This window comes from Methylobacterium sp. J-076 (assembly GCF_022829405.1).
GTDB lineage: Bacteria > Pseudomonadota > Alphaproteobacteria > Rhizobiales > Beijerinckiaceae > Methylobacterium.
The window spans coordinates 1-22,215 of record NZ_JAKSXW010000014.1; the positions used below are offsets into that span (position 1 = coordinate 1).

The window sequence follows — 22,215 nt, forward strand, 5'->3', positions numbered from 1 at the left end:
TTCGTATCGACCGGTTGCGTTGGTCGCAGGGCGACCGATACGTCGAGACACCTCGCGCCCGAATGACACGAAGTTCTCTATGCGCCCATCAGCAGCATGTATTGGCCGGCAATCAATCTCGGCACGGTATTTGGTGCCATCCGCTCGGTAGTTAGTTAGGTAGGTAGCCGTGGAAGTGCGTACCGGACTCAAATGCACGTCGGAACATATCAAGCGCGGTTCGACGTGTTTCTTTGCCATGCATGAAGCGGGGGCTTCGTCCGATGATATCCTCGATCTGGCGACCGACAAGAACTTCGAAGGCTCCATTTGCAAAAACAATGGTCGGTCCTGGGGAGGTGATCACTGCATCGGTGACGATGACGCTGACTGGGGCTTCATGAGCCACAGCGCGAATGAGTTCAAGAGCTGTCATTTTGGTGCACGCTATGGCCGAGCAGATCGTACGGCGATGAGGCACCGTTCAGTATGCTGATTGATCGCCTGATGCCATGGCATAGCTCAATCAACGCGGCCATTCGCCCGAATTTTGGTTCGATCCGACCGTCGATGTCGCCCACCGCTTTTCGGCAGCCTCTTCACTTCCATCAGCGTGAGGCCGGCGCGTTGCCTTCCACAGCACAGCGACGGACTCAGGCGCCGGCTACCCGCCACGCCGCTCGGGATGGCATTTTTCGCGCTGCAAAGCGACCTTGTGATCTGCCCCCACGAGGTGGTCCAAGAGCAGAGTTAGTGTGCGGTGGGCCGCTCCACCATAGGTAGCTTGGTCGGCGCAGCCGGTCGGACGAGCGCAGCCGGCCAAGCGGTGAAGGCTGGCACGAACACCTACGGGGCTAGTGGGCGGTATCCGAGCGACGCGTGGGGGGCGGACAGCGTTGTAGTGCCGTCTCCAGCTCTCGATCACGATCTCGGCCTCCTTCAGGGTGTAGAAGATCTCGCCATTCAGGAGTTCGTCCCGCAGGCGAGCGTTGAAGCTCTCGACATAGCCATTCTCCCACGGTGAACTGGGGGTGATGTAGGCCGTCTTGGCACCGACCTCGGTGATCCAAGCCTGCACGGACTTGGCGATGAACTCCGGGCCATTGTCCGAACGAATGTGTCTCGGCACCTCACGAAGGATGAACAGATCAGACAGCACTTCGATCACGTCGACCGCCTTCAGCTTGCGGGCGACGCGGATGACCAAGCATTCGTGCGTGAACTCGTCGACGACGTTGAGCATCCGGAACTTGCGTCCGTCATGCGTGCGGGCCTCGACGAAGTCATACGACCAGACGTGGTTGCGGCACTCCGGGCGAAGACGGAGGCAGGAGCCGTCGTTGTCCCAGATCCGCTCCCGCTTGGGCTGCTTGACCGGAACCTTCAGGCCTTCACGTCGCCAGATCCGTTCGACGCGCTTGTCGTTGACGAGCCACCCGGCCGCCTTCAGCAGCGCGCTGATCTTGCGGTAGCCATAGCGTCCATACCGTTCGGCCAACGCCACGAGGTCGGCCGTCAGTGCTTCTTCGTCATCACGGCCCCGCGGGACCTTGCGCTGTGTCGAGCGATGCTGTCCGAGCGCCCGACAGGCGCGACGCTTGGAGACGTGAAGGACGTCGATGATGTGCTCGACACAGGCGCGTCGGCGCGCGGGGCTCAGAAGTTTCCCCGGGATGCCTCCTGCAGAATCAGCTTGTCGAGCGTGAGGTCGGCGATCGCCTTGCGCAGCCGCTGGTTCTCAGTCTCCAAATCCTTCATCCGGCGCACCTGATCGCTCTTCAGGCCGCCAAACTCACGCCGCCACCGGTAGTATGTCACTGAACTCACGCCGATGGCGCGGATCGCGTCGGAGACGCTCTGGCCCTGCGAGATCAGCACATCCGCCTGCCGTAGCTTGGCGACGATCTCCTCGGGCTTCGGGTGTTTGGCCATGTCGTCCGTCCTCCAGGCTCAAAGCCATACCAAAGGGCGGACCACTTCAGTGGGGGCGGATCATGTCCAGCACCAGCATGCGCTCGCTCCACGAGTCCAACAGGACAAAATTGGGACACGTTGAGGCGGTTCCGCCAAGCGCGTAAGCTCACTGCGTAGCGAGGCTGTGGACGCATGTGGATAACGGGCAAGAGGCGTTGACGTTGATGCCACAAGTCGAGCGACCATCGGGGCCCGCTGCTCGAACCCAGTGCTGGTCAAAGGGCGGCTTCCTGTCACTGGCGACGCGTGCAGACACCGTCGACGCGTACCAGGGGGGATGCGTCCGCGGCCGCACTGCGTGAGAGGGAACTGTCGCGGGGCCGCTCGATTGGCCTCGGAGCGTAAGGTGAGGCCCCGCCTGTCAGAGGGGGAGCGGCGCGACGATCCCCACCCATCATTTGGTCCCGGTTCGGCTGCCAGGGGGTAGGTCCGGACGCTGGTCCGGAGCGTCCTGCATGGAAAACGGTGTGGCGACGGCGGTCCTTTGCGTCGTCGGTGGCGGCATCGCAGCCCAGGTTCTCGCATCCCGGCTGCGCATTCCTGCCATCGTCCTCCTGCTCGCGCTCGGCTTCATGGTCGGGCCCGTACTCGGCCTGATGCATCCGACGCACGACTTCGGACCGAACCTCCGGCCCCTGATCGGCTTGGCGGTCGCCATCGTGGTGTTCGAGGGTGGCCTCGCGCTCGACTTCCGCGAGTTGCGGGCTTCCGGCGAGGGGGTGCTACGGCTCACCGCCTTCGCCCTGCCCGTCAACTTCGTCCTGGGCACGCTCGCAGCCCACCTGATCGGGGGCATGCTGTGGGGACCGGCGTCGGTGTTCGGTGCCATCCTGGTCGTCACGGGGCCGACCGTGATCCTGCCGCTCCTGCGCCATGCCCGGCTTGAGCGACGCTCGGCCGCCTTCCTGAAGTGGGAGGCGATCGTCAACGACCCCGTCGGGGCCATCCTGACCGCGGTCGTCATCGAGATCCTGGTGGGCGTGCCCCGTGGGTCCGGGGAGGATGCAGCCACTGCGCTCATGCTTCACCTCGCGGAGGGCGTGCTGGTGGCGGGCGCCCTCGGCGTCGGCTCGGCGTTCCTCATCGCCTGGGCGTTCCGGCGCGACCTCATCCCCGAGATGCTGAGGACACCGGCGCTGCTTGCGCTCGCGCTTATCGCCTACGTCGTGCCGAACCTTCTGATGAACGAGGCCGGGCTTATCGGTTCGACCGTATTCGGCATCGCGCTAGCGAACCGGCACGTGCCGGGTCTCGCGGAGCTTCGTCGGTTCAAGGAAAGCCTCGTCGTCCTCCTAGTGTCCTGCCTCTTTGTCGTGCTGACCGCAGACCTCGACCTCGCGGTCCTCGGCAAGCTGTCGGCGCCCATCCTCGGGCTGACGGCCGCCATCCTGTTTGTGGTTCGCCCGGCGGCAATCTGGTTGGCCACGCTGCGCAGCGACCTCACCCGGCGGGAGCGCCTGTTCGTCGGCTGGATCGGACCTCGCGGCATCGTCGCGGCCGCCGTCGCCGGGCTGGCCGGTCCCCGCCTTAGCGCGGCGGGGTATGCCGGCGGTGACCTCATCCAGCCCACCGTGTTCGCAGTCATCGTGGCGACCGTGCTTGCCCACGGCTTCTCCCTGGGGCCGCTCGCCCGCCGGCTCGGCCTGTCGACCGCCGCCGATACCCAGCGGCTCGCCGTGGTCGGTGCATCCCCATGGGCCAGCGACATGGTGATCGCGCTGCACCGGGCGGGCGTACCGGTCGTGATCATCGACATCTACCCTGGCGCCATGCTTGCTGCACGGGAGGCGGGCGTGCCGACGCTTCAGGCCGAACTCCTGTCCCGATCCGCCGAGGAAGGGATGGCCGACCATCCTCCGGACCATCTGCTCGCCGCGACACGGGACGAGCTCTACAACGCCCTCGTGTGCACGCGGCTGGCCCCGGAGATCGGCCGCGAGCGTGTCTACCAACTGGCGCCGTCGGAGAACCACATGCTGCACGCCGACACCGGTGTCAGCCGGGATGCCCGCGGGAAGGTGTTCGGTGCCGCGGACGCCAGCTTCGACGCGCTCGCCGGGCGGCACGAGGCCGGTTGGCAGTTCGTTGTGACCGGCCCTGATACCGTCGGGCAGCCGAACGATATTCCCCTGCTCGCTATCAAGATCGACGGAAACCTCGAATTCGTCTCCGCCGATCACGAGGCAAACGACGCTGCCGAGGACGACCGATTGCTGGTCTTGCAGGCGCCGGGCATGGCAATGGTCGATGCTGATGATGACCGCCTTGTTCAGGTGCCTGCCTGAACGGAGGCGTCCGGCGGGACCGAACCATCATGGCCGCGGCGCCGCAGCCGCATGAATCTTGGAAGTCGTACCGTCCCTCCTCACCTTTGGCCCATGGGCAACACGTTCGACGTCATCATCGTAGGGGGAGGCGCCGCCGGCATCGGCGCCGCGCGGCGGCTCGCGGCACAAGGCTCATCGGCCTTGTTGCTAGAGGCGTCGTCGCGTCTCGGAGGCCGTGCCCACACGCAGGATCTCGGAGGCTACCCGCTCGACCTCGGCTGCGGGTGGCTCCACTCCGGCGACCGCAATGCCTGGGTCGGTATCGCCGAGGCATCGGGCTTCCCGGTCGACCGGGGCGAGCCGCCATGGGCGAAGGCGCACCCGGGCATCGCCGAGGACGAAGAGGCCCAGGAGGCGGTGCAGAGGGCGTACGGCGACTGGGAGGAGCGGCTCCGCACGGTCGCAGCGGGCAGCGACAGGGCCAGCGACGCCCTGGAGCCCGGCGAGCCCTGGAACGCCTACGTGCGGGCCATCGCCGGCTTCATGAGCGGCGTCGCACCCGAGGCGATCTCAGCCACAGATTACCTCGCCTACGACGATGCCTCGACGGGCCGGAACTGGCACCTGCCGCTCGGCTACGGCACGCTGGTCGCCGCCAGCCTGCCGCCCTCGACGACACTGCGGCTCGCCACGCCCACCGAGCGGATCGACCTGACGCCCGACGGCGTCGCCGTCACCACCCGCGCCGGCGCCGTCCGCGCTGGGGCCGCCATCCTTACGGTCTCGACCGCGGTCCTGGCCGGGGGCGCGATCCGCCTTCCCGCCGGCACCGAACCCTGGCGCGACGCGGCCGCCGACCTGCCGCTTGGCCGAAACGAGAAGGTTTTCCTGGAGATCGGGCGCGAGGCCGCATTCGAGCCTGACACGCACGCCTACGGCAACCTGCACGGCCCGCGATCTGCCGCCTACTCGATCCGCCCCAACGGGTGGCCGGTGATCGAGGCGTTCCTCGGGGGCGAGGGCGCCAGGATCCTGGAGGAGGACGGTCCGGCCGCGGGCTTCGACTTCGTATCAGCAGAGTTGGCGTCCCTGTTCGGCGACGACGTGGCCTCGACGATCCGACCGCTCGCTGCGACGTCATGGAGCCGGATGGCGTCCATCGGTGGCGCCTATAGCTGCGCCCTGCCGGGCCGATCCGATGCGCGGTCGCGGCTCGCCCGGCCCTTCGAGGACCGCCTGTTCTTTGCCGGCGAGGCGACGCACACCTTCGACTTCACGACCGCCCACGGAGCCCACGACAGCGGGCACCGAGCAGCCGACGAGGCCATGGCGGCGCTCCGGCACAGGCGGGGAAAGGCGGCCTGACGGAAATCTCGGAGGCGTCCATAGGGCCGCAGTCGCCGGAACATCCGGCGACAGGGCTGATTTCCGAAGTTCTCGGACAGCATCACTCAAGACGCGCGCCGCACGGGCTGTCCCGTACGAAGCCGGCGCGACAGGACAGCTTCATGACCGACGCCTCCGACCAGCGCCTCGCGATGCAGGACCCGCGCACCCAGTACCCGCAGCCCCCGTTCAAGCGCCAACCGCAGGAAGCGCCGGGCCTCGCCGGAGCGATGGATCCGAAGCCGGACCACGGCGAGACTAGCTACAAGGGCCATGGGCGCCTCGCCGGCCGGAAGGCCTTGGTCACCGGGGCGGACAGCGGCGTGGGTCGGGCCGCGGCCATCGCGTTCGCCCGCGAAGGCGCAGATGTCGCCCTAAGTTTCGTCGAGGCCGAGATGCCCGACGCACGGGAGGTGGCCAAGTTGATCGAGGCCGAGGGTCGCAAGGCCATCCTGCTGCCGGGCGACATCACCGACAAGGCGTTCTGCGAGACCCTGGTGCACAAGGCCGTGGTCGAGCTCGGCGGTCTCGACATCCTGGTGAACAACGCCGGCAAGCAGACCAATCAGAAAGACATCGGCGACATCACGGACGAGCAGTTCGACCTGACGCTGAAGACTAACCTCTACGCGATGTTCTGGATCACCAAGGCGGCGATGCCGCTGCTTCCGGCTGGTGCATCCATCATCAACACGGCGTCCGTCGTGGCCTATAACCCGCCTAAGATCCTGGTCGACTACGCCACCACCAAGGCCGGCATCATCGCGTTCACAAAGGCGCTGGCCAAGCAGTCCATCGAAAAAGGCGTCCGGGTGAACGCGGTGGCTCCGGGACCGTTCTGGACCGCGCTGCAGCCCTCGGGCGGCCAGCCGCAGGAGGCGGTCGAGCAGTTCGGCTCCGAGGTGCCACTTGGCCGTCCGGGCCAGCCCGTCGAGCTCGCGCCGATCTACGTGTTCCTGGCGTCTCAAGAAGCGAGCTTCGTGACCGGAGAGGTCTACGGCGCCACCGGGGGTAACGGCACCGCCTAGCCGAACCTCACCGGATCAGGCCGACCGTCATTCCGGTCGGCCCGACGCCACCGGCGAACCAAGGCATCGCCCCTTGGGGTGCGGAGGGGAGCCCATGGTGGCGGGCGCAGCCATGCGTCCCGTCGCTCATCCTCAAGACGGATCGAACCCACATGACATCCCAGCGTCCTCTCGCCCTTGTCACCGGCGGATCCTCCGGCATCGGCTTGGAGCTCGCCAAGCAGTTCGCTCGGAACGGCTTCGACGTCGCCATCACCGGTTCCAGCGACAAGGTCCACGACGACGCCGCCGAACTGCGCGACCTCGGCGCGGAGGCTTACCCTCACAAGGCCGACGCGGCGACCTACGAGGGCGTCGAGGGCTTCTGGACGTTCGTGATGGACCTCGGACGACCTGTCCAGGCCGCGGCCCTCAACGTCGGCATCGGCCAGGGCGGCGCCTTCGTCGACAACGACCTGAAGGACGAGTTCCGGCTCATCGCCATCACCGGCACCGTACACCTCGCCAAGCGAGTGGTGCAGCACATGGTCCCGAACGGGCGCGGCCGCATCCTGATCACCTCGTCGGTCTCGGCCACCCTGCCGACCCCCTTCGAGACCGTGTACGGCCCATCGAAGGCGTTCGGCTTCATGTTCGCCGAGAGCCTGCGGGAGGAACTTCGCGATACCGGCGTGACGGTCACGGCCCTACTGCTCGGGGCGACCGACAGCCAGTTCCATAAGAACGCAGGCATGGGTACCAGCGCCATCGACCACGGCCAGAAGAACGACAGGACCGAGGTTGCCCGGCAGGGCTTCGAGGCCCTGATGAACGACGTGGACCACGTCGTCGGTGGCGACACGGAGACCAAGCAGCAGGTCGTCGACAATCGCCGGACGCCGGAGCCCGAAAAGGCGGCGCGCCACGCCAAGCTCACCCACCTGCAGGGCTGACGCTCCGCGGGCCATCGCCCGCGCGGTCGCCGACGCCTTCTTCCGGCCGACGAGCGTTGGCAACTTCCCATCCATCCGACGAGGTTGTCTTGAAGACCATCGAGGCGGGGACGTGGCCTTGGTCCCGCGTCCTGGCATCCGGTCCGGGGCTCACGAAGTCCGTAGCTCGGTCCCCCACAGGTAGGCCGGGGACGAACAGGTGCCCGGCGAGCAGTACGCCTCCGGGGTACCCGCTGTCTGTCGTCGCCGAGGCGGAGGGTCGTCGCAGGAGCCGGTCACGGCTTGGATGCCGGCGTCTCGAACGGATGCGTCGTCGGGCCTTAAACCTTCGGCAGTCCGGTCCCGTAATCATGCTGCTACTTGCACGCGGAGGATGCCATGCCGGACGACAATGACCTGCCGGAGGGCGTTCCCCCGGCGACCGAGGGCATCGGCCTGCCGACGCCGCCGAGCCTGGGACGACTTCCTCCGCCGCACCTTCCGCCCGGACCGGCCCGGGAAGCGGAGCCCGACCAAGCGGACCAGACCGAGCCTTCGAAGCCCTGATCGTGGACCCCGGCAGGCGTCCATATATCGGAACGCCTCGGTCGAAAGGTGAACCTGCGTCAGGACCGCCCGCCCTGGAACACCGCCCGATCGTTACGGTTCGCCCCGGGAGCATCATCCCCGAAGGGCATCAACACCTTGCAATCATTCTCATCCGGTCTTCGCTTTCTAGTCGCGGAAAGCGAGCCCCCGGATGCCCGGGAGAAACGGCGCGAGAGCGTCGGACGCTCATCCGGCGAGACCTACTTGAACATCCTTGAACGCCTCGCCCCCGGGTCCGCCTGCGATAGGGTCAAGCCGGCTGACGCCGACGGCGCGCTGCCGTCGGGTACGTCGCTGGCCGACTACGACGCCGTCTTCTTAAGCGAGTCGCCCTTATCCCTGTACGAGAAGACCCCAGAGGTACGGCGGGCGCTCGCCTTCATGGGCGCCGTTTTCGCCTCTGGCACACCCTCGTTCGGGTCGTGCGCCGGCCTGCAGCTCGCCACCGTTTCGGCGGGCGGCACGGTCCGAAGGAACCGCAACGGGCCTGAGGCCGGTTTCGCCCGCCGCATCGTTCCGACCGATGAAGGACGGTCCCCCCCCCTGCTGAAGGGCCGTCCCGGCTCGTACGACGCGGCGAGCATCCACACCGACGAGGTTGAGACCCTTCCGGGCAACGCGACCCTGCTCGCGCTCAATCGTTCCACCGTCGTCCAGGCCGCGGAGATCCCGCACGACGGCGGCACCTTCTGGGGCGTTCAGTACCATCCGGAGATCGGGCTGGACGAGGTGACCGGGGCGCTGCGCCGACAGGCTGACGACTTGGTGGAGGCCGGGCTGGCGCTGTCCCGTCGCGAGGTCGAGGAGCAGGCCGATCTGGTCGAGGCGCTGCACCGGGAGCCGACCCGCCGTGACCTCGCATGGCGCCTCGGCCTGGACGACCAGGTCACGGACGACGACAGCCGCCAAGTCGAGATCCGCAACTTCATTGCGACGCTGGTTCGTGACGTACGAAATCGACGCCGATAGACAACCATCGGGTTCCCTTGGCGACGATGGCTAGCATGTCCTTCAGACGTCGCTAGGACCTCAACGGCTCCGGGTGCTTCTCGTCGGGCAAGGTCTTGCGGACATGGTGCCGGACAATTTCGGCGCTGAACGGCTTGCCGATGAACGTTGCACCCTCCGGCAAGTCGCCGGGGCCGGGCTTGGCGTCGCCCGAGGCGACCACGACCGCGATGTGTGGCCATCGCTCGGAGGTCTGCCGGGCCAACGCGAGGCCGTCGCCATCGCCCGGCATGTGCACGTCGGTGAACAGCAGTTGCACCGCCTCGTGATGGCGTTCGAGGACCCCCAGGGCTTGTGCGACGTTCATCGCCTCCAACACCCGGAAACCCGCATCCTCAAGGATACCGGTCGCGTCCATCAGGATCAGTGGGTCGTCGTCTACGACGAGGGCGTGGGGCGCATAGCCCTGGGCGTTGTGGGTCACGAAGTAGAAATAGCATTCCAGCGGGAAGGTTTCCCGTCGACGGATTCGTGAACGCGGCATCCTGACCTGCCCGGCAACCCCGACGGATAGACCACGTTGGAACTGATGGCCCACCAGCACCCGCTCCGGTTCAACCCGTCCTTCGAGACCGTCCCCGAGGACGAGGACGAGACCCAGCGTGGCCTGACCGAGGCCATGCTCTCCATCCAGAGGAAGACCCACGCCGATACCGGGCACGCGTACCGCGCTGTTCACGCCAAGGCACACGGTTACCTGCAGGCACGGTTCGAGGTGCTGCCGGACCTGCCCGAGCCGCTCGCACAAGGGCTCTACGCCGTCCCGGCCAGCTACGACGCCATCCTGCGGTTCAGCACGACGCCGGGCGACATCCTCGACGATACGGTCTCCACCCCGCGCGGCTGCGCCCTCAAGGTGCTGGGCGTTCCGGGTCCGCGCTTGCCGGGTAGCGAGGGCGAGACCACCCAGAATTACGTGCTGGGCAACTCCCCGTCCTTCCAGATCGGCACCGCCAAGGGTTTCTTGCGGCAGCTCGGGCCGTTGGCCGCCACCACCGGCCGGGCGGAACCGGCCAAGAAGGTCATCTCCGCCCTGTCGCGAACCGCCGAGGCCGCCCTTGAAATGGTCGGCGGGAAATCCGCGACGCTGACCACCTTGGCAGGGCAGGCGAAGACCCACATCCTCGGCGACAGCTTCTTCTCGCAGGCGCCCCTGCTCCACGGGGACTACTTCGGCAAGGTGGCGGTCTCTCCGGTCTCCTCCGAACTCGTCGCGCTGTCCCAGCATCCCCTCGACCTGGCCGGCCATCCCGACGCGATCCGCGAGGCCGTTCGGGATTACTTCCGAACCCTCCCGGCCATCTGGGAGCTGAGGGTGCAGTTGGCGACGGACATCGGGACGATGCCCGTCGAGGACGCCGCGGCCATATGGCCCGAAGACGAGAGCGGCTACGTGGCGGTCGCCCGCATCACCGCTATACCGCAGGATACCTGGTCCGAAGACGTCCGCGTGTTCGTCGAGGACCATTTGGCTTTCAATCCCTGGACCGGTCTCGCCGCCCACCGCCCGCTCGGCTCGATCATGCGGGCGCGTCGTCCAGCGTATGCGGCAGCCCGCGCATATCGTGCCCGAGAGAACGGCGTGGCCATCGACGAGCCCGACAGGTTTCCGGGCGGGTGAGCCAGTCTGCGCCCCCCGAGTGTCAAACGTCGCAATCAAGACGACGGAGAAGGCCAATCCGATGAACTGGAATCAGCTTCAAAAAATCGAGCACGGCATCGGCCAGTAAAGGCGGTCGCTGAGCACGTCGTCAACTAGATGGCCGGCAAGGCATGATCCGCGCAGCGGGTGCGGGATGGCTTGGCCACACCGCACCGCCCCCTCCGCCGATATCGAATTCTGCCTCTCGCACGGTGATCCTGTCCGGCGAGCTGGCCCCAGAATAACCCGGCAAAGACGCGACCCGGGCCGCGGCCGAGACGAGGGCGCTTCGCGGGCTCTTGATACCTCAACCCCCTTTCGAGGATCGAACATGACCAATCCCACCGCGCCCATCGACCATTCCGAACGCGATGCGGCCATCGCGATCAACACCTACACCACCGTGCTGAGACGTCCCCGCGTGCCGCACGAGTTATTCGCGACCTACTGGCGCGACGTGCACGGTCCCCTGTGCGCGCGCATTCCCGGGCTCGGGTGGTACGTCCAGAGGCATTTCGACCGGGAGCAGGACGCACACCTTTGGCCGGTGGTCGAGGGCATCCGGCCGTTCCCGGATTACGAGCTGGATGGGGGCGTCGAGATCGGGTTCCGAACGGCAGAGGACCAAGCGGCCTTCGACGAGGCCTGCCCGATCCTGTTCGCCGATGAGCAGAACATGTTCGCCGCCACGGTGGCCTATGCGTTGCCGCGTGGCTCTACGACCCTGTTGGACCGGGTGGAGGAGCCGTCACCGAACGGCGACGACGGTCTCGACAGGATCGAGGTCCACCTCGGCGCCGCGCACCGTCACGCGTCGGCGTTCGGCGAGCGCATAACCGCGCTGGCGCGTTCGCTGGCAGCCGAGCCAGTCGTCCTGAAGGTACGGCTTCACCTACCCGAGCCCTACGACAACACTGAGCCGGCCCCACCTGCCCCGAACGTGGATCACGCGGTACCCGATGAGCGGCGTCTGGTGGCGGTCATGGAGATCGCGTTCGCCTCGCCCCTAGAGCGGCGGACCTTCTATACGTCCGACGCTTTCGGGATAGCTAGTTCGGGACTGGCCGAGCATGTCGCCCATACTTCGGCCTTCGCGGTCAGCGGCACGTACACCTACGTCCGCGACGGGCGGCTGACGCTGGCCGGCCTGCGCGGAAGTCGGCCGGCCCAACTCATCGAGCGGATCGGCGCCGTCAACCAAGTCGGCGACGACGTTCGACACCTCCTCCTGACCGGCGACATGCCTTGACGCTGGGCCGTCGTAGACGTCGTCAATGCTGCACGACCGCACCGGCTCCAGCACGCCCAGGCCGGCGCGGGGCGGCGAAGCAGCCGTATTATTAAATTGGGATTCAACTGGCCCTCGGTCGGCCTGAAAATCAGCGATTTCCCGAGCTGCTTCCCGTACCCTGCCGGAAAGAATGTAAGTCCCTTCCAGAACATCGATGATTTTAATGGACCGCAATTAAGTGGTAGGTGGCCAAACCAGCTCGTAAACGCAAGCGAGACCGCATTGAAAATAATTCTGACTCGCTCAACTGCAGGTAATTTCGGACCAGAACTTTGAGCCTCAGACCACAACATTGGAGCTAAGATCAACTAGGCCTCAGTTTGGGCCATCGTCATCAGCGTTACGCTCGACTAACAACTTGATGCACACCTTCGGTGCATGATATCGAGGGTCCTGAGGGCGGCACTCTGACCCAACCAAGTGCGCCGCGCTGAACGTCCGCTTGTCCGCAATCCGAGCCTCAAAGCAGACCAGCTGCTTTCGGCCAGCTTTCGCCGGACGGCTGAGAGGTTCAGTCTTGCTTTCGCGAGATGGTAGTGGGTCTGATGCCGCACTGTTTGATGGCCATCGCGGCCTACGGGAGGAGCAGAAGGCTGCATCGATCAGGAAGATCGGTGCAGCCCAGTGAATACGCTCATATCGGGCCGCAACGGACGCTGCGGGCAAGCCGCGTCGATTCGAAGGTGACTTTCGCCATGCCGCTCGCAGCCGTCTCCATTTTGGTCCGTTGCGGCATGCCCCGTCGGCCAGGCCATCCTACTGTTTGACCCCACGCTTCCGATGCGTCGTCCGCTGCCAAGCCGAGATCAGGGCGGGCGAGAGCGTGACGCGATTCGCGGAAAGCAAGTATGGAAGGGCGCACACTCTACGGCATCAGTTCCTTGCTTCGCAGGGCATTCGCAAGGCGGGGATACACCTTGAGCGTATTGCCAAGGTAGATCTTTCCCCGATCCTCGTCCGTCAGTATCGAGGCCTCGATGTAGCGTTTGGTGTCGTCGTAGGCGTGCCCGGTTTCAGGATCGATTCCGTTCACGGCACCCACCATCTCGGATGCGAACAAAATATTGTCATGCGGAACGACCTTGAGCAGCAGGTCGATGCCGGGCTGATGGTAGACGCAGGTGTCGAAGAAGACGTTGCGCATCAGCTCTGATAGGGGCGGTCGTTTCAGATCCTGCGCGAGACCCCGGTAGCGGCCCCAGTGATAGGGCACCGCACCGCCGCCGTGCGGGATGATCAGGCGAAGGGTCGGGAAGTCCTTGAACAAGTCAGAGGTTACGAACTGCATGAAGGCGCTGGTGTCGCCGTTGATGTAGTGCGCCCCCGTCGCGTGGAAGTTGCGGTTGGCCGAGGCGCTGACGTGGACCATGCCGGGCACGTCGAGTTCGACCATCTTCTCCCACAGCGGATACCAGAACCGGTCCGAGAGCGGTGCATCGGTCCAGTAGCCGCCGGAGGGGTCGGGATTGACGTTGCATCCGACGAAGCCGAGTTCCTTCACACACCGCTCCAACTCGCCAGTGCAGTTCTTCGGCGACACGCCCGGCGTCTGCGGCAGCTGGCAGACGCCGACGAAGTTCTTTGGGTTCAGGCTCACGACCCGGTGGATCATATCGTTCGACACGATCGACCAGTCGAGGCTTGTGCGGGCGTTGCCGATATGGTGGCCCATGCCCCCGGCTCGCGGCGAGAACAGGGCCAGAGAAATGCCCCGCTCGCCCTGGAGCTTGAGTTGCCGGCCGCGAACGCTCTCCCGCACCTGGTCGTCGCTGACCTTGAGATCGGACGGGGATGGCGATTGTGCCGGATCGTTGATGGCGTCGATCTGGCGCTTGCGCCACGCCAGCATGGCCGGGGGCTCGGTGGTGTAATGCCCGTGGCAGTCGATCACGAGGCCGGTGTAGCGCAAGGACTCGGCTCTCGCGACGGCGGGAACGGTCGCCAGAGCGGCGGCGCCGAGGCCCCCTAGGCCGCGCATGAAGCCCCGGCGGGGCAGGCAGCAGGCGCAGGAGGCGCCCACGCCGGGATCGGAGGCGACGATCATCGCTGCCCCCCTTCCGGCAGGGCGGCGCGCTTGCGCAGCACCATGTTGCCCCGGAACAGGAATTTCTGGGCCCGCTTGCCGGTATCGACCTCTGTCGTGAAGACGTTGCCCTTCGAGTCGATGGCGAGGTTGTGGACCCAGTGGAAGTCCCCCGCCATCCGGCCGTTGCGACCGAACCGGCCGAGGATCTCGCCGTTCTCCCGGCTCAGGGTGCGGACCTCGTTGTTGGCCCCGTCCGCGTTGAGCAGATAGCTCTGGCGCTCATCCGGCCATAGGGCGAGCTCCCACACCGAACCGTTGGCGCGGGTATTCTTCTCGACGAACATTTCCTTCACAAAGCTGCCATCCTTGTGGAAGACCTGAATGCGATTGTTCGTGCGGTCGCAGACATAGACCAGCCCGTCGCGGGCGATCTGCACGCAATGGACTGGGTTGCGGAATTGCGTGGCGGGAGTGGCCGAGGGATCGTAGGCGCCGAGCTTCTCGTCGGTTGGCGGCTTGCCGTAGGCGCCCCACATCCGCTTGAACGCCCCGGTCTCGGCGTCGAACACGATGATCCGATGGTTGTAGTAACCGTCGGCGACATAGAGTTCGTTCGTTTCGGGATCGACCATCATCGCCGCCGGCTTGCCGAGGCGGGTGGTGTCCTGGCTGTCGGTCTGCGGACCCTGCTCGCCGATCTGGAGAACGAACTTCCCGTCCGGCGTGAATTTCAGGATCTGGCCATCGGTGTCGCCGTTGCCCGCGAGCCAGACGAATCCCTTTGGATCGATATGGATGCCGTGCTCGTTCAGGGGCCATTGATAGCCCTCGCCGGGGCCGCCCCAGGACTTGATGAGGTTGCCCGCCTGATCGAAGAGGAGGACCGGCGGAGCGGGCTTGCAGCAGCGGGTGCGGGGTGGATCGACGCTCGCGGCCTTCTCGTCGTCCGTGAGGGTGCGGGGGCGCTGGATCACCCACACATTGTCGTTCGCATCGACAGCGACGCCCGCGGCCTGCCCCATGATCCAATCGTTGGGCAGGCGTTTCGGCCATGCAGGATCGACCTCGAAGCGCAGCGGTTCTTCCGCCATCGCGGGACCCGTCAGGCATAGTAGAACGGCGACCGCCACGCGCTTCAGCATGCAGATCCTCCCGAGAATTTATAATTATATTCCGTTTCCGGGATGAAACGACTTGAGAGGCGCGGCGTCCATCGCGAAGGCAGGCACTCGGTAAGCTTTGCGCTACGTTCGCCGCAAAATGTCTCCGATGACAAAGCCTCCGCGCGAGGCACCCGCGCCCAGCCCACGCTCCACCAGCGAGACGCCCCGCACCCGCATCTGCGGGTACCTGCAACAACCGGCCCGACGGCAAGGGCTATCTGGCGCCCGTGCAGACGATCAACAACGGCGTGCCGTTCGGCCGCCCCTACCAGTCGGCGTTTTCCGTCCGCTGATCCTGAAATCAATGAGCGCCGTACGCTGGCCACCTGCGCGCCGCCCTGAAGATTAAAAATCCAGTGCTGAAGGTTCCAGGTAGCCGACGAATGGCAGCCTCCGGGGTGCGCTTACAATTGCCACCGGTCGGTGGGGCCTCGTCTGCTTTTCGGCAGCCCCTCTCCAAAGCGGTCATTCCGTTTTCGGCCAGCTTCGGTCTCGCCAGTAGGCCCATCGGGATGACTGGGGTGGGTGGTTTTCGGCCGATCTGCTTTCGGATGGGCGGTATGTCGAAGCGGACGCAGCCGAAAAGGCACACCTCACAGGAAGGTGAGCCAACACGTTGACGGAGGATGAATTCATCCCCTAGCATCACGATGACGGTTCCCCTCGGGGATCAAAAGGGAACGTGGTGAGGGTGAAAACTCGATGCCACGGCTGCCCCCGCAACTGTAAGCGGCGAGCCCAGCACCACCGCGTCACTGGATGGACCTCATCCGGGAAGACGGTGCGAGGGCGATGACCCGTGAGCCAGGAGACCTGCCGTCAGCCGTGGTCACACGCGAAACGCGTCGGGCGGGGTGTCCTGACGGGTGTCGAAGCGCCGGATCAAGTCCGGGCGTGGAGACCTCATTCGCGGTGACGTGCCACTGCCGTCGCCCGAGGTCCCGTGTTTCGTCGTCTACCCACCCGAACTTTCTTCACCCTGTCGAGCCTTAGCCTTGCTGCGCTCGCATCCGCAGCTTCGGCCCAGGATCGATCCACCCCGCCCTCAGCGACCAGCGAGACGATGCTGGAGGAGATCTCGGTGACTGCCGAGACGGCTGCGGCGGCGTCCCCGCAGGCCGCTCCTGCCGCAAGTGCAGGCTACGTCGGCGGTACCACCGGCATCGGTGGGATCAGTCCGCCTGTGGCATCTGCCAGTTCCGGTCTGATTACCGGTGCACAGGTCAACAGCCGGCCAGTGACCCGCCCCGGCGAGGTGCTGGAGTCGGTGCCGGGTCTCATCGTCACCCAGCACTCCGGTGAGGGAAAAGCCAACCAATTCTTCCTGCGCGGCTTCAACCTCGACCACGGCACCGACATCGCCCTCTTCCTCGACGGCATGCCGCTCAACATGCGCACCCATGCCCACGGCCAGGGCTACGCCGACATCAATTTCCTCATCCCGGAACTCGTCGGGGCGGTCGAGTTCCATAAGGGGCCGTACTTCGTTCGCGATGGCGATTTCGCCTCCGCCGGCTCCGTTCGGATCGATTATCTCGACAGCACTCCGAAGAACGTCGCCCTGACCTCAATCGGCAGCTTCGGCTACAAGCGGGCGCTCTCGATCACCACTGTCCCGTTCGGCGAAGGCAACCTTCTCCTGGCCGGGGAAGCCCAGGTCTATAACGGACCTTGGGTCGTCCCGGACGCCCTGCGCAAGATCAATGGCGTGGCCCGCTACAGCCAGGGCACGGCGCTGGACGGCTTCTCGGTCACAGGCATGGCCTACGCGGCGCGCTGGACGGCCACCAACCAGATCCCCGAGCGGGCCGTCATGGAAGGGCTGATCAGCCGCTACGGCGCGATCAACCCGACCGACGGGGGCGATACGTCCCGCTTCTCGATCTCGGGCAAATTCAGCGCGAGCGACGGCACCGGCATCACTCGGGCCTCGGCCTACGTGATCCGCTCGCAGCTCAACCTGTTCAACGACTTTACATACTTCCTGAACGACCCGGTCAACGGCGACCAGTTCCACCAGCTCGATCAGCGCATCATCGGCGGCGGCGAAGCCCTCCACATCTTCCAGGGTGACCTGTTCGGCAGGCCGATGGAGAATGAGATCGGCGTCCAGACCCGCACAGACTCGATCCGCGTCGGCCTGTTCAACACGACGAACCGGCAGTTCCGCTCCGGCGTCCTGGACGACCGAGTGCTGGAGACGAGCGGCGCCTTCTATTTCGACAATCGTGTGCGCTGGACCGACTGGCTGCGCACCAGCGTCGGCTTCCGTGCCGACGGTTACTACGCCAGCGTTGTCTCCGACACGCTGGCCAATTCCGGCAAGGCGCGGGACGCGATCGTCAACCCGAAGCTCGGCCTCGTCCTCGGTCCGTGGTTCGACACCGAGCTGTACGTGAATTACGGCGGTGGCTTCCATTCGAACGATGTGCGCGGGGTGACCGCCACCGTTGATCCCACGAGTTCGCTGTTCAACACCACGCGCTCGCCGTTCCTCGTACCCTCGACGGGCTACGAGATTGGCATCCGCAACCGGTCCATCGCCGGGCTGGAGACGGCCGTAGCCTTGTTCCGGCTCGACTTTGCCTCGGAAAACCTGTTCCAGGGCGACTCGGGCACGACGGAGCCGAGCCGTCCGACCCGGCGTTTCGGCGTCGAATGGACGAACCGTTACGCGGTGACGTCGTGGCTCTCGCTGGAGGGCGACGTTACGGTCACCAACGCCCGGTTCTCGGACTACGATCCGGTCGGCAACCGGGTGCCAGAAGCCCCCACGACCATCGCTTCGGCGGGCGTGACCTTCGGCGAGCCCCTCGGCTGGTTCGGGTCGTTGCGGTTCCGCTACTTCGGGCCGCGCCCGCTGATCGAGGACAATTCCATCCGCTCCCGCCCCACCGCGCTATTCAATGGCCGGGTCGGCTACAACTTCGAGAACGGCATCAGCGTCTCGCTGGACGTGTTGAACCTAACGAACAGCAAGTCCGATCAGATCACTTACGCATATGTTTCGCGCTTGCCCGGCGAGCCCGCCGAGGGACTGATCGACCGGGTGTTCCACCCCGTGGAGCCCACGGCCGTGCGCCTCACCATCGCCGGGCGGTTCTGATGCGTCGTCATCAACCCGGCAACGGCGCGAACGACTTTGCGAGGCGCGCGATACCGGGTTCGGCCGGTGATGGCGTCCAATCCAAACGCTGCGGCGACGCCGGACGCAGTGCTTCGATGGCTCGGGCGGATCGCTACATCGTCGGCATGATACCTTTGCTGGAAGCCATCATGCGAGACCAGGGGCGGTCTGCTCAGGCCGTCGCAACTGAACTGACGCGACGTGCCGTGCAAAAGCCCCGCGGTGGAGTGATCTGGACGTCGGCGGACGCACAGAGAATTTTACGTCGGATGAGTGGCGGTGAACGGCCTCAATCACCGCCATAGTAGCGACGAAACATGCGTCCGCTTTCGGGATCCGCACGGACCCGCGTGAAGGACTGCGTTGGGTCGGAACCAGTCCGTCCGCTTTGCGCCAAGAGCCGACATCAGCTCGCTGCCCGAAACCAGACGTTCGGCTTCGCGTCCATCTCGGACACTCAGATGTTTTGACGACGTCCCGTAAGCGAACGCTGCGCGCTGCAATGGGCCATTCGCATAAGGGAACGCTCCGGAATTAGGCGCAGGCAGACGTTCGCCAGCACGTCGATTGCCAAGGGCGTCTCGGCCGTGCCGTTGACGCCGCGCGCCTGGCCAATGGCCTGTAGGAGTTCGCCCTCGCAGATTTGCCAGCGGCACGCCTCGGCAACCGGGTCGGGGTGCGCGTCGCATTCCATGCCCGTGCCGGTCTCGGCGTCGGTGCGGATCCCGCGCACTATCTTTGCGTATCACCCGCCGCGCTCGATCAGGGCCACCGCAACCACTACACGGCGGACAACGCGAACGCTAACCTCGCGGCTTTCTGCCAGCGCTGCCACATGATCCACGACCGGCCGGAACATCGGCGGCGGCGATGGCGGCCCCTGTTCCGGCGGAAGGCGTCAGGTGATTTGTTCGGTGGACCATACACTTAATCAATGCGAAAACTATCATGGCTCGTCGCGTTGATGTCGTCCAGAGCGCCAAAAACTGATCCAAGATAGAATAAAACGGATAAGACCGGCGTGACGATTATAAATCGCAAGAAAACTAAGGCGCCAAGTCTGGGAACGTTTATCCGTATGACTGGTAACCCTGCCGTGCGACCCGCGCGAACGGAGCTGCCTGGATGTTCATGAAGATCGACCGTCTTTTGACGGAACTGCCAGTGCCGAAGAAGCCCGAGCCAAATGCGGCCGCTGCGCTCCAAGAACTGTTGGGTGGCAAATACGGATAGATGTCGACCCTCGGAAACTACATGTTCCAAAGCTTTAATTTTCGGAACAAGGAAAAGTTGCGACCATTTTACAGCCTAGTGTCGAGTATTTTTGCGGAGGAAATCGGCCACGTCGAACTCGTCTCGACGGGCATCGCACTACTCAACAGCGGTCCCGGTCACCCAAAAAAAGATGTCGACATCTCGAAGGCGCCGTTCGCCGAGATGCAGGACGTCCGTCTCGCTGGCGCCTTCCTTGCCAATGGTGGCGGTGCCACGCCAATAAACTCCAATGCGCAGTCGTGGAACGTTGACATGGTCACAACGACCGGCAACTTGATCATAGATCTGCTGCACAACTTTCATCTGGAATGTGGCGCGCGCATCCATAAGCTGCGGGTCTATGAGACAATGTCCGAGCCGACAGGGCGCGAGGTTTGCGGCTACCTGCTAGTACGCGGCTCGCTCCACGCCCATGCCTATGCTTTAGCATTAAAGAAACTGACTGGAGTCGAGATCGAGAAAATGCTGCCGACTCCAAACATCGATCTTTCACGTATCCCCGAGTGTCAGAAGTATCTCGACGAGGGCAAGCATCGACGCCTCTACACATTTAGTGAATCAGATTATCAAGAAGCTGCAGGAATTTGGTCGAACGACGAAGTCGCTCTACCGGGCGATCCGCCAGGTAATCTAGAGGTCGTCGACGGCGCTCCTGAAGGCGGCAAGGTCCCGGAACTCGACGGCAATTACGGCGCCTTCGCCCCGGACTATGCCCCAGAAGAGATCTTCGAGATCGCGAGTAAGCTGTACAAAAAGGGACGTTAATTGATGGGTAGGGCAGGTCGTGCAGCGTTTCTGATGCGGCCGGCAACCGGCTGAGGTGGAAGCCCCCGTGGATCAAACCACGGGGGCTTGGACTGTTATCTGTCGCTCGGCGCTGCTCCGGACGTCCTCACTGGCGACAATCACTCGTGAACGGCTGCCACGGCGCAAGGTTCGGGACGGATAACGCCCAATCGGGATCGCCCTCGATCTGCGGCGGTTGATGACGAGTTCCCGGAGAACCCCAATGCTGACCAGGACCGCGATTTACGAGGGTACGGTGCGTGACGGACAGGAGGACGAGTTCTTCCGCCGGGTGCGAGATGAGCTGGAGCCGTTCTGGCGGCGTTTCCCCGGTGCCGTCGCCGTGCGGGTCCAGCGTCTCGTGTCGAAGGATGCCGATGCGCGCTCGGTTGCGATGATCCTGGAGATGGATTTCCCCGATCAAGCTGCGTTGGACGCCTGCCTCGCATCGTCTATCCGCCCCGAGTCACATGCGGCGACCGAGGCGGTGATGCGCATGTTCGATGGTCGTTTCTATCACCTCGTCAGCGAGGCGCGGACCTTACAGACCGACGAACGGGCTTAAGCTCGACAGATGGTTGAGTAGGAGGCATAGGCGACCTGTTTGGTGGGCGCGATAGTTGAGGATGCGCCGGCCCTGCGTAACCACGAGTGACTAGGCGGCCGGTGCAGCCAATCAAGTAGCATACCGACCATGATCGGGATCTACGGGATTACTAGATCGCCAAAGGCAAAAGCCCCAGGAGTTTTCACTCTCCTGGGGCGTCGTTTAGCCGTTTAAATCAGATTGATCGGGCTGACTCTGGGGCCAAACTCGCAGGTATCACCTTCAACAGATGACGACCTAGCTGAGAAAAACGAGTATCGACCCCAAAAGTTAAATTTGAGATCGATACGGTCGCTCGGGTCTTAGTACGAGCCGAACTTGTAGTTCACGCCGGCGCGGACGACGGCGAACTCGGTGTCGCGGCGGGTGTTGGAGGGGCCGGAGATCAGGGTGACGCCCGGGGTGGTGGTGGCGACGGTGGAGTTGCCGATGTTGGTGGCGAAGGCGCCGGCGGCGTTCCGGTTCTGCTCGAGGTTCACGTACAGGCCTTCGACCTTGAGCGTGACGGCCGAGGAGCGGAAGAAGTTCAGGAACGAGTCGGTGGGGAGGGCGTACTCGACACCGCCGCCGACGGCGTAGCCGGTCTGAAAGTCGTCGGAGGAGACGCCCGAACCGAACTGACGGCCACCGCCGGCGCCGTAGGCGAAGCCGCCCGTGGCGTAGACGAGGGTGCGGTCGAAGGCGTAGCCGAGGCGGCCGCGCACGGTGCCGAAGTAGTCGAGGCCCGACAGGCCGTTCGGGTTGTAGACGAGGGTGCCGGGGATGATGGCGGAGCCGGCCGGGGCGACGGCGGAGAAGCGGTTCCGCTGGCGGCCGAAGTCGGCGTACTGGGCGTCAGCCTCGATGCCGACGACGAAGCCGGAGCCGGGGGTGAACTGGTAGTTGTAGCCGATCTGGCCGCCGCCGACGAAGCCTTCGTTGTTGTTGCGGTTCGAGAAGGCGAGGACGCCGGTGGTCGGGACGTTGCCGGCGGCGAAGATGCCGTTGGCCGGGGAGACGCCGACGACGGTCGGGCCGCGGCTGGAGGAGGCATCGAAGCCGTAGCCGGCGTTGAAACCGGCGTAGAAGCCCGTCCAGGTGAAGACCGGAACCGGGGTGAAGACCGGCGGCGGCGCAGCGCGGCGCGGAAGGTCGGC

16 protein-coding genes, 2 pseudogenes and 1 riboswitch are annotated in these 22,215 nt (G+C 65.0%); of the genes and pseudogenes, 11 read left to right on the forward strand and 7 right to left on the reverse strand.

Annotation, left to right across the window (positions count from 1 at the left end):
• Positions 1–151: 151 nt before the first annotated feature.
• Both MKK53_RS25625 and MKK53_RS00400 read right to left on the reverse strand, forming a co-directional pair.
• Entirely contained in the window at positions 152–415 is a 264-nt protein-coding gene (locus MKK53_RS25625; protein WP_409564248.1) for a PAS domain-containing protein, read from the reverse strand.
• 314 nt (positions 416–729) lie between these two features.
• Positions 730–1,911 (reverse strand): annotated as a pseudogene (locus MKK53_RS00400) (IS3 family transposase).
• A 497-nt stretch (positions 1,912–2,408) separates the two neighbouring features.
• Between MKK53_RS00400 and MKK53_RS00405 the strand changes: the two are divergent.
• The 6 genes from MKK53_RS00405 to MKK53_RS00430 all read left to right on the forward strand — a co-directional run bounded on the left by MKK53_RS00405 (position 2,409) and on the right by MKK53_RS00430 (position 9,123).
• Positions 2,409–4,238, forward strand: a complete 1,830-nt coding sequence (locus MKK53_RS00405) for a cation:proton antiporter (protein WP_243925842.1) — start codon at positions 2,409–2,411, stop codon at positions 4,236–4,238.
• 93 nt (positions 4,239–4,331) lie between these two features.
• A complete protein-coding gene (locus MKK53_RS00410) occupies positions 4,332–5,585 on the forward strand; it encodes a flavin monoamine oxidase family protein (protein ID WP_243925844.1) in 1,254 nt (417 codons plus the stop codon).
• 143 nt (positions 5,586–5,728) lie between these two features.
• Positions 5,729–6,634 (forward strand): SDR family oxidoreductase, encoded by a 906-nt coding sequence (locus MKK53_RS00415; RefSeq protein WP_243925846.1) that lies wholly within the window; start codon positions 5,729–5,731, stop codon positions 6,632–6,634.
• 152 nt (positions 6,635–6,786) lie between these two features.
• Positions 6,787–7,566 (forward strand): SDR family NAD(P)-dependent oxidoreductase, encoded by a 780-nt coding sequence (locus MKK53_RS00420; RefSeq protein WP_243925849.1) that lies wholly within the window; start codon positions 6,787–6,789, stop codon positions 7,564–7,566.
• A gap of 378 nt (positions 7,567–7,944) precedes the next feature.
• The gene (locus MKK53_RS00425) at positions 7,945–8,112 is read left to right on the forward strand and encodes a hypothetical protein (RefSeq protein ID WP_243925852.1); all 168 of its coding nucleotides are present in this window, start codon (positions 7,945–7,947) and stop codon (positions 8,110–8,112) included.
• Positions 8,113–8,358: 246 nt separating this feature from the next.
• Positions 8,359–9,123, forward strand: coding sequence for a type 1 glutamine amidotransferase (locus MKK53_RS00430; protein ID WP_243925854.1), 765 nt, complete (start codon positions 8,359–8,361; stop codon positions 9,121–9,123).
• Positions 9,124–9,175: 52 nt separating this feature from the next.
• On the opposite strand, the gene MKK53_RS00435 is transcribed toward MKK53_RS00430, so the two are convergent.
• Positions 9,176–9,700, reverse strand: a complete 525-nt coding sequence (locus MKK53_RS00435) for a response regulator (protein WP_313901515.1) — start codon at positions 9,698–9,700, stop codon at positions 9,176–9,178.
• Here MKK53_RS00435 and MKK53_RS00440 point away from each other — a divergent pair.
• Both MKK53_RS00440 and MKK53_RS00445 read left to right on the forward strand, forming a co-directional pair.
• On the forward strand, positions 9,692–10,783 hold the full coding sequence (locus MKK53_RS00440) for a catalase family protein (RefSeq protein WP_243925856.1): 1,092 nt from the start codon (positions 9,692–9,694) through the stop codon (positions 10,781–10,783). The two genes, MKK53_RS00435 and MKK53_RS00440, sit on opposite strands and share 9 nt — an antisense overlap.
• Positions 10,784–11,135: 352 nt before the next feature.
• The gene (locus tag MKK53_RS00445) at positions 11,136–12,053 is read left to right on the forward strand and encodes a hypothetical protein (RefSeq protein ID WP_243925858.1); all 918 of its coding nucleotides are present in this window, start codon (positions 11,136–11,138) and stop codon (positions 12,051–12,053) included.
• A gap of 907 nt (positions 12,054–12,960) precedes the next feature.
• Here MKK53_RS00445 and MKK53_RS00450 read toward each other — a convergent pair.
• Together MKK53_RS00450 and MKK53_RS00455 are read right to left on the reverse strand one after the other, a co-directional pair.
• On the reverse strand, positions 12,961–14,139 hold the full coding sequence (locus MKK53_RS00450; protein ID WP_279598747.1) for an amidohydrolase family protein: 1,179 nt from the start codon (positions 14,137–14,139) through the stop codon (positions 12,961–12,963).
• Positions 14,136–15,212 carry a hypothetical protein gene (locus MKK53_RS00455; protein WP_243925860.1) on the reverse strand — a complete coding sequence of 359 codons (1,077 nt, stop codon included), beginning with the start codon at positions 15,210–15,212 and terminating at the stop codon, positions 14,136–14,138. The genes MKK53_RS00450 and MKK53_RS00455 overlap by 4 nt, the downstream gene beginning before the upstream one ends.
• 709 nt (positions 15,213–15,921) lie before the next feature.
• Positions 15,922–16,120: riboswitch (cobalamin riboswitch) on the forward strand.
• Positions 16,121–16,347: 227 nt separating this feature from the next.
• Between MKK53_RS00455 and MKK53_RS00460 the strand changes: the two genes are divergently transcribed.
• Positions 16,348–18,390 (forward strand): TonB-dependent receptor, encoded by a 2,043-nt coding sequence (locus tag MKK53_RS00460; RefSeq protein WP_243925862.1) that lies wholly within the window; start codon positions 16,348–16,350, stop codon positions 18,388–18,390.
• A 478-nt stretch (positions 18,391–18,868) separates the two neighbouring features.
• On the opposite strand, the gene MKK53_RS00465 is transcribed toward MKK53_RS00460, so the two are convergent.
• Positions 18,869–19,144 (reverse strand): hypothetical protein, encoded by a 276-nt coding sequence (locus MKK53_RS00465; protein ID WP_243925873.1) that lies wholly within the window; start codon positions 19,142–19,144, stop codon positions 18,869–18,871.
• Between the two features lie 392 nt (positions 19,145–19,536).
• Between MKK53_RS00465 and MKK53_RS00470 the strand changes: the two are divergent.
• Both MKK53_RS00470 and MKK53_RS00475 read left to right on the forward strand, forming a co-directional pair.
• Positions 19,537–20,451: pseudogene (locus tag MKK53_RS00470) on the forward strand (manganese catalase family protein).
• A gap of 244 nt (positions 20,452–20,695) precedes the next feature.
• Positions 20,696–21,037 (forward strand): hypothetical protein, encoded by a 342-nt coding sequence (locus MKK53_RS00475; protein ID WP_243925864.1) that lies wholly within the window; start codon positions 20,696–20,698, stop codon positions 21,035–21,037.
• 344 nt (positions 21,038–21,381) lie between these two features.
• Here MKK53_RS00475 and MKK53_RS00480 read toward each other — a convergent pair.
• On the reverse strand, positions 21,382–22,215 hold an 834-nt coding region (locus MKK53_RS00480; protein ID WP_243925866.1), incomplete at its 5' end, for an outer membrane protein.

What these genes read in the sequence shown, in the direction of transcription:
- MKK53_RS25625 (WP_409564248.1), bottom strand. Translation starts at nt 415, where the DNA reads ATGACAGCTCTTGAACTCATTCGCGCTGTGGCTCATGAAGCCCCAGTC.
- MKK53_RS00405 (WP_243925842.1), top strand. Translation starts at nt 2,409, where the DNA reads ATGGAAAACGGTGTGGCGACGGCGGTCCTTTGCGTCGTCGGTGGCGGC.
- MKK53_RS00410 (WP_243925844.1), top strand. Translation starts at nt 4,332, where the DNA reads ATGGGCAACACGTTCGACGTCATCATCGTAGGGGGAGGCGCCGCCGGC.
- MKK53_RS00415 (WP_243925846.1), top strand. Translation starts at nt 5,729, where the DNA reads ATGACCGACGCCTCCGACCAGCGCCTCGCGATGCAGGACCCGCGCACC.
- MKK53_RS00420 (WP_243925849.1), top strand. Translation starts at nt 6,787, where the DNA reads ATGACATCCCAGCGTCCTCTCGCCCTTGTCACCGGCGGATCCTCCGGC.
- MKK53_RS00425 (WP_243925852.1), top strand. Translation starts at nt 7,945, where the DNA reads ATGCCGGACGACAATGACCTGCCGGAGGGCGTTCCCCCGGCGACCGAG.
- MKK53_RS00440 (WP_243925856.1), top strand. Translation starts at nt 9,692, where the DNA reads ATGGCCCACCAGCACCCGCTCCGGTTCAACCCGTCCTTCGAGACCGTC.
- MKK53_RS00445 (WP_243925858.1), top strand. Translation starts at nt 11,136, where the DNA reads ATGACCAATCCCACCGCGCCCATCGACCATTCCGAACGCGATGCGGCC.
- MKK53_RS00450 (WP_279598747.1), bottom strand. Translation starts at nt 14,139, where the DNA reads ATGATCGTCGCCTCCGATCCCGGCGTGGGCGCCTCCTGCGCCTGCTGC.
- MKK53_RS00455 (WP_243925860.1), bottom strand. Translation starts at nt 15,212, where the DNA reads ATGGCGGAAGAACCGCTGCGCTTCGAGGTCGATCCTGCATGGCCGAAA.
- MKK53_RS00460 (WP_243925862.1), top strand. Translation starts at nt 16,348, where the DNA reads ATGCTGGAGGAGATCTCGGTGACTGCCGAGACGGCTGCGGCGGCGTCC.
- MKK53_RS00475 (WP_243925864.1), top strand. Translation starts at nt 20,696, where the DNA reads ATGCTGACCAGGACCGCGATTTACGAGGGTACGGTGCGTGACGGACAG.